This window comes from Pseudonocardia sulfidoxydans NBRC 16205 (assembly GCF_007989085.1).
Classification (GTDB): Bacteria; Actinomycetota; Actinomycetes; order Mycobacteriales; family Pseudonocardiaceae; genus Pseudonocardia; species Pseudonocardia sulfidoxydans.
The window spans coordinates 1-5,704 of record NZ_BJVJ01000147.1 but is presented as its reverse complement, the minus strand read 5'-3'; the positions used below and the strand labels follow the sequence as shown (position 1 = coordinate 5,704).

The window sequence follows — 5,704 nt, the reverse complement described above, 5'->3', positions numbered from 1 at the left end:
TGCCGCCGTCGCGGCCGCCGGTGAGGTTCCAGATCAGCCACGTGTCGGTGTTGCCGAAGATGGCGTCGCCGCGCTCGGCCGCGGCCCGGGCCCCGTCGACGTTCTCCAGGATCCACTGGATCTTGCCGCCGGAGAAGTACGTGGCGGGCGGCAGGCCGGCCTTCTGCCGGATGGTGTCGCCCTTGCCGTCGCGCTCCAGCGCGGACGCGATCCGGTCGGTGCGGGTGTCCTGCCAGACGATCGCGTTGTAGTAGGGACGCCCGGTGTTGCGGTCCCACACGACGGTCGTCTCACGCTGGTTGGTGATGCCCAGCGCGCACAGGTCGTCGGCGGAGAGCCCGGTCTTGTTGAGGGTGCTCTGCAGGACCGCGGAGGTGCGCTCCCAGATCTCGACGGGGTTGTGCTCCACCCAGCCGGCCTGCGGCAGGATCTGCTCGTGCTCCAGCTGGTGGCGGCCCACCTCGTTGCCGGAGTGGTCGAAGATCATGAACCTCGAGCTGGTCGTGCCCTGGTCGATGGCGCCGACGAAGTCAGCCATGGATCGTCCTCTCAGGAGTTGGCGCGCGGCTCGGACACGGGCGGGGTGGGCAGGAGCTCCTCGTCCTTCGGCAGGTACCGGTCGATGAGCAGGATGAACAGCCCACCACCGATCAGGCCGCCGATGATCGGCGCGACGATGGGTAGCCAGAAGTAGAGATCGCCGTGTTGGTCCTGCATCGCTGTCGAGTACCCGGTGATCAGCGACGCGAGCCGCGGCCCGAAGTCACGGGCGGGGTTGATGGCGTATCCGGCGTTCGTGCCCCACGCCATGCCGATCGCGACGACCAGCAGGCCGACGACGACCGGGCCGAGGTTCGCCAGCGGCGGGTTGTTGACCGCCGTCGTCAGGGCGAAGATCACGAAGATGAGGATCGCGGTGCCGACGATCTGGTCGAGGAACGCCGTCGGGATGCCGATGCCGTCCGCGCCGTTGCCGGGCAGCGTCGAGAAGATGAGCTGCGACTTGATGGTGTGTCCGGGGTCGAACTTCGCGATCGCGTCGGCGTAGACGACGCGCACGATCAGCGCGGCGACGAAGGCGCCCAGGAACTGCGCCACGATGTAGGGCAGGACCTTCCGCCACTCGAAGCCCTTGAACGCGGCCAGCGCGATCGTGACCGCGGGGTTGATGTGGGCGCCCGACAGCCGTGCGGCCACGTAGACGCCGAGGGTGACGCCCAGGCCCCAGGCCCAGGCGATCGAGTCGTGGTCACCGAGGCTGCCGTCGGGTGTGGTGACGACCTGCGCCACCACGCCGACGCCGAACAGGATGAGGATCATCGTCCCGGCGAACTCGGCGCTGAGCTCGCCGAGCAATGTCTTCCGCATAGCGGTGCCCTCCTTCGGGGGGTTGCCGTGTCGTCGCCGGGAGCGTCGCCACACCCCTTCCGCCGGGCCTCTTCCGCCGGTCCCGTTCCCCGCGCGGGAACGGACGCTAGGAAGCTCCTGTGACGCGAGCAACCTGAGGTGTTCGTCAATGTCGAATCGGCATCGCCGAAACGGTCACATCCCGGGCGTTAGGCTCGGCGTGTGCCCGGCACGATCCAGTCGATCGAGCGGGCGGCCGCGGCGCTGCGGCTGCTCGCCAACACCGGGCGCCCGCTCGCGCTCGCCGAGCTCTCCGCCGCCCTCGACCTGCCCCGGCCCACCGCCCACGGCATCCTGCGCACCCTGCGCGAGGTCGGCTTCGTCGACCAGGACCCCAGCAGCTCGCTGTACTCCGTCGGCGCCGGGCTGGGCAGCCTCTCCACCCCCGGCTGGGACCGCCACGACCTGCGCTCGCGCTCCATGAACTGGGCCGACGCCCTCGCCGGCGGCACCGGCTGCGCCGTGTTCGTCGGGGTGCCAGACGGGCGCGTCGTCAGCCTCGTGCACCACGTCTTCCGGCCCGACGGCTCCCCGCAACGGCTGCGCACCAACGAGACCGTGCCCATGCACGCCACCGCGCTCGGCAAGTGCCTGCTCGCCTTCGCCCCGCTCGTGACGCCCGCCGCCCGTGACCTCGACCTGCACCGCTACACCGGCCGCACCGCCACCACCCCGGCGGCGCTGGAGAGCCAGCTCGTCGTCGCCCGCCGCCGCGGCTGCGCGACCGGGTTCGCCGAGTACACCCCGGGCGTCGGCGGGGCCGCGGTGCCGCTGCGCGGCGCGGGCGGGCTGGCCGTCGGGGCGCTGGCCATCAGCGGGCCGGTGGAGCACCTCTTCGGGTCGGGCGGCGTCGCCCGGGCCCGGCTCGTCGACCAGCTGACCGCCGCCGCCCGGGAGATCTCCGTGACGCTGGGGCACTCGTGAGCCGGGCTCGGCCGCCGCGGACGTGCACGAACGGCACAGTGACGCCATTCAGTTGCGCGACTGTGCCGTTCGTGCAAGTCGTGTGGGGCAGCGGCCGCGCCGGCTTCGGGGCGGGGCGCGATGAGTGAGCGGGTCGTCGCCGCGATCGACCAGGGCACCACGTCGACGCGCTGCCTGTTGTTCAACCGCGCCGGCCGGATGCTGGCGGTCGCCCAGCGCGAGCACCGGCAGCACTACCCGCGGCCCGGCCGCGTGGAGCACGACGTCGAGGAGATCTGGCGCAACGTCGCGTCGATCGTCCCGGCCGCGCTGCGCCGGGCCGGGCTGCGTCCCGAGAACATCGCCGCGCTGGGCATCGCGAACCAGCGCGAGACGACCGTCGTCTGGGACCGGCACACCGGGCTGCCGCTGGCGCGCGCGATCACCTGGCAGGACACCCGCACCGACGGCATCGTGGCCCGGCTGACGGCCGCGGGGCACGGGGAGCTGTTCTCGTCGGTGTGCGGGCTCGCCCCGGCGACCTACTTCGCCGGTCCGCGGCTGCGCTGGCTGCTTGACAACGTCCCCGGCGCGCGGGCGGGCGCCGAACGCGGCGACGTCCTGTTCGGCACGATGGAGACCTGGCTGATCTGGCGGCTCACGGGCGGGCCGGACGGCGGCGTGCACGTCACCGACGTCACCAACGCGAGCCGCACGATGATGATGGACATCCGCACCCGGGAGTGGTCGCCGAAGCTGCTGGCGGCTCTCGACGTCCCCGAGCGGATGCTGCCGCGCATCCGGTCGAACTCCGAGGTCTACGGCACGTGCACCGCCGTGCTGCCGGGCGTCCCGGTCGCGGGGGCGCTGGGCGACCAGCAGGCGGCGCTCGTCGGCCAGACGTGCTTCGCGCCGGGCGAGGCCAAGTGCACCTACGGCACCGGCGCGTTCCTGCTGATGAACACGGGGACGCGGATGGCGGAGTCGACGCACGGCCTGATCCCGACGATGGGTTACGTCCTCGGCGACGACGCCCCCGTGTACGCGCTGGAGGGCTCGATCGCGATGACGGGCTCGCTGGTGCAGTGGTTCCGCGACTCGCTCGGCCTGATCGACACGGCCCCGCAGATCGAGACGCTCGCGCTCACCGTCCCCGACAACGGCGGCTGCTACATCGTCCCCGCGTTCTCGGGGCTGTACGCGCCGCGCTGGCATCCCGACGCGCGCGGCGTCATGGTCGGCCTGACGTCCTACATCGACAAGGGGCACCTGGCGCGTGCGGTGCTGGAGGCGACGGGCTGGCAGACGCGCGAGGTCGTCGACGCCATGAACGCCGACTCGGGCCTGCCGGTGACGAGGCTGAAGGTCGACGGCGGGATGACGGCCAACCACCTGCTCATGCAGTTCCTCGCCGACGTGCTCGACGTGCCGGTGGAACGCCCGCTGGGGTCGGAGGCGGTGTCGCTGGGCGCGGCGTACGCGGCGGGGCTGGCCGTCGGTCACTGGTCGAACCTGGAGACGTTGCGCGCCAACTGGCACCGGGCCGCGGCCTGGGAGCCGGCGATGGACCCGGGGCTGCGCCGTCGCGAGCACGCCAACTGGGGACGTGCGGTCGACCGCAGCTACGACTGGGTCGAGCCCTCCTGAGCCGTCAGGACAGGCCGGGGCCGCCGACGGGGGAGAGTTCGATGAACTCCGGCGGGCCCGCGAGCAGCCCCAGCACCGACCCGAGGCCGGCCTCGCCGAGGTCGCGGTTGAGCGCCGCCTCCGACGCGGCCTCGTCGCTCCAGACCTCGGTGATCCAGACGGCGTCGTCCTCGTCGGGGGTCCGGTTGACGACGTAGAGCTCGCACCCCGGCGCGTCCCGCATGCCCTCTGCGACGCGCAGCAGCCCGGCTGCCAGCGCCTCACCCTGCCCCTCGACGGCGACCATCCGCACGTACCGCCCGACCCTGTCGCCGCTCATGGCGCCGACCGTACGGGTGCCCCGCCCGCCCCGCCGAGGCACCCCTGTGAGTGGCGATAGTCGCTATGGCGACTATCGCCACTCACGACCCCGTGGTGGGTCACGCCTGCGGCCCGCGCGGTCCCGGGGTGCCGTTCCCGACGGTCGGGAGCCCCCTGGCGCGGGGCCCGGATCAGAGCGGGACCACGAGGATCCGGTCGTCGTCGTCGGCGGGGGAGCCGCGGCCGTCGCGGTTGCTCGTCGTCACCCACAGCGCCGAGCCGTCGGGGGTGGCGACGACACCGCGCAGCCGGCCGAACTCCCCGGTGTAGAGGGCCTCGGGGGTGCCGGTGCGCCCGTCGGCGGTCAGCGGGATGCGCCAGAGCCGTTCGCCGCGCAGCGCGCCCGCCCACAGCGACCCGCCCGCGTAGGCCAGCCCGCTCGGGGAGGCGGCGGAGGTCGCCCAGGTGACGAGGGGGTCGGTGAGGCCCTCCCGCCCGGCGATGCCCTCGACCGTGGGCCAGCCGTAGTCGGCGCCCGGCGTCAGCAGGTTGATCTCGTCGACGGTGTTCTGGCCGAACTCGGTGGCGTAGAGCCGGTCGCCGGGGCCGAAGGCGAGGCCCTGGACGTTGCGGTGGCCGTAGGTCCAGACGGCGGTGCCGAACGGGTTGCCGGGGGCCGGGGCCCCGTCGGGGGTGACGCGCAGAACCTTGCCGCCGAGGTCGTCGCGGTCCTGGGAGGCGTCGCTGCGGCTGGCGTCGCCCGTTGCGACGTAGAGCAGGCCGTCGGGGCCGAAGGTGAGTCCGCCGCCGTTGTGGATCGACGCGGCGCCGATGCCGGAGACGATCACCTGCTGGGTGGTGCCGTCGATGGTGTCGTCGGGGCCGACCTGCAGTCGCACGACCCGGTTGTCCTCCGCTGACGTGTAGTAGACGTACACGGCGCGGTCGGTGGCGAACCGGGGTGAGACGGCGATGCCGAGCAGGCCGCCCTCGCCGCGGGCGGAGACCCCGCCGACGGTGCCGACGGGCGTCGCCGCCCCCTGCGGGGTGACGCGCACGATCCGGCCGGACTCGCGTTCGGTGACGAGCGCGTTGCCGTCGGGCAGGAACGCGATCGCCCACGGCACCTCGAGGCCGGTGAGCAGGACGCGGGGGGCGCCGGGGGTGCGCTGCGGGGCGAGGTCGGAGGTCGCGGCGGGCGTCGGCACCTGGGCGGTGGCGTCGACCGGGCCGGGCGCGGTACTCCCGCACGACGCCAGGGCGAGGACGACGACGAGGGCGGCGGCGACGAGGGCGGCGGCGACGCCATAGCCCCGGGCTGCGATGCGCACGGAATCCACGCTAACCGCCCGTGACGGACACGGTCGGGGTGATCCGCCGATCGGGTGTGGCGCGTGGCGCGGAGCGCGGGGGCAGACTGGGCCGCGATGGCCGCCCCCGCGTAGCT

The 5,704-nt window shown here is 73.4% G+C and carries 6 protein-coding genes; 2 read left to right on the top strand and 4 right to left on the bottom strand.

All coding sequences use genetic code 11. The features are described 5' to 3' along the window. Together PSU4_RS30495 and PSU4_RS30490 are read right to left on the bottom strand one after the other, a co-directional pair. Positions 1 to 538 (bottom strand): FGGY family carbohydrate kinase (locus tag PSU4_RS30495; protein WP_246115458.1); only part of this gene is annotated, 538 nt, incomplete at its 3' end. 11 nt (positions 539 to 549) lie between these two features. Then, positions 550 to 1,368 carry an MIP/aquaporin family protein gene (locus tag PSU4_RS30490; protein ID WP_147116094.1) on the bottom strand — a complete coding sequence of 273 codons (819 nt, stop codon included), beginning with the start codon at positions 1,366 to 1,368 and terminating at the stop codon, positions 550 to 552. Positions 1,369 to 1,569: 201 nt separating this feature from the next. Between PSU4_RS30490 and PSU4_RS30485 the strand changes: the two genes are divergently transcribed. After that, positions 1,570 to 2,331, top strand: a complete 762-nt coding sequence (locus PSU4_RS30485; protein ID WP_147116092.1) for an IclR family transcriptional regulator — start codon at positions 1,570 to 1,572, stop codon at positions 2,329 to 2,331. Positions 2,332 to 2,451: 120 nt separating this feature from the next. Beyond that, positions 2,452 to 3,957 carry a glycerol kinase GlpK gene (gene glpK, locus PSU4_RS30480; protein ID WP_147116090.1) on the top strand — a complete coding sequence of 502 codons (1,506 nt, stop codon included), beginning with the start codon at positions 2,452 to 2,454 and terminating at the stop codon, positions 3,955 to 3,957. 4 nt (positions 3,958 to 3,961) lie between these two features. Here the strand turns inward: glpK and PSU4_RS30475 are convergent, their stop codons facing one another. Both PSU4_RS30475 and PSU4_RS30470 read right to left on the bottom strand, forming a co-directional pair. After that, positions 3,962 to 4,276 carry a putative quinol monooxygenase gene (locus tag PSU4_RS30475; protein ID WP_147116088.1) on the bottom strand — a complete coding sequence of 105 codons (315 nt, stop codon included), beginning with the start codon at positions 4,274 to 4,276 and terminating at the stop codon, positions 3,962 to 3,964. Positions 4,277 to 4,448: 172 nt separating this feature from the next. Then, positions 4,449 to 5,588: a PQQ-dependent sugar dehydrogenase gene (locus PSU4_RS30470; protein ID WP_246115457.1), complete on the bottom strand. Its 1,140-nt coding sequence runs from the start codon at positions 5,586 to 5,588 to the stop codon at positions 4,449 to 4,451. Positions 5,589 to 5,704 lie beyond the last annotated feature (116 nt).

Bases quoted from the DNA above. Each gene is read 5' to 3' on its own strand.
- PSU4_RS30490 (WP_147116094.1), bottom strand. From the start codon at position 1,368: ATGCGGAAGACATTGCTCGGCGAGCTCAGCGCCGAGTTCGCCGGGACG.
- glpK (WP_147116090.1), top strand. From the start codon at position 2,452: ATGAGTGAGCGGGTCGTCGCCGCGATCGACCAGGGCACCACGTCGACG.
- PSU4_RS30475 (WP_147116088.1), bottom strand. From the start codon at position 4,276: ATGAGCGGCGACAGGGTCGGGCGGTACGTGCGGATGGTCGCCGTCGAG.